Annotated in this window: 1 protein-coding gene and 1 pseudogene; both read right to left on the bottom strand. The window is 55.6% G+C overall.

What is annotated here, in order from left to right:
* Positions 1-156: YfhL family 4Fe-4S dicluster ferredoxin (locus SB764_RS38320; protein ID WP_410866505.1), on the bottom strand; the 156-nt coding region annotated here is incomplete at its 3' end.
* Positions 157-219: 63 nt separating this feature from the next.
* Positions 220-462: pseudogene (locus tag SB764_RS38315) on the bottom strand (pantetheine-phosphate adenylyltransferase); the annotation flags it as partial.

Raw genomic sequence — 462 nt, 5'->3', positions numbered from 1 at the left:
CTGAATACATTGCGGCTCGTCGAAATGGCCGACACACTCGGTGCATTTCTTCGGGTCGATCACGTAGATTTCCGGGCCCATCGAAATTGCGTCGTTCGGGCACTCGGGCTCGCACACGTCGCAATTGATGCACTCGTCGGTAATCATCAAGGCCATACTTCTCTCACTTCGCGCCGGCCGGAGCCGGCTTTCATCCGTCGAACCGACAGTTTACGCCGGTTACGGCTGCGCCGCGGAAGCGCCGTTATCCTGATCCAGCGCGGCAACTTTTTCCTTCAGCCATTTTTCGACTGACGGGAACACGAATTTGCTGACATCGCCGCCCAGTTGCGCGATTTCACGCACGATCGTGCCTGAGATGAACTGATATTGATCGGACGGGGTCATGAACATGGTTTCGACATCCGGCAACAGATAACGATTCATGCCGGCCATCTGGAACTCGTATTCGAAGTCCGACAC

Source organism: Paraburkholderia sp. SIMBA_027, from assembly GCF_046535315.1.
Taxonomy (GTDB): domain Bacteria; phylum Pseudomonadota; class Gammaproteobacteria; order Burkholderiales; family Burkholderiaceae; genus Paraburkholderia; species Paraburkholderia tropica.
The sequence above is the reverse complement of the archived record's forward strand: the minus strand, read 5'-3'. Positions and strand labels throughout refer to the sequence as shown.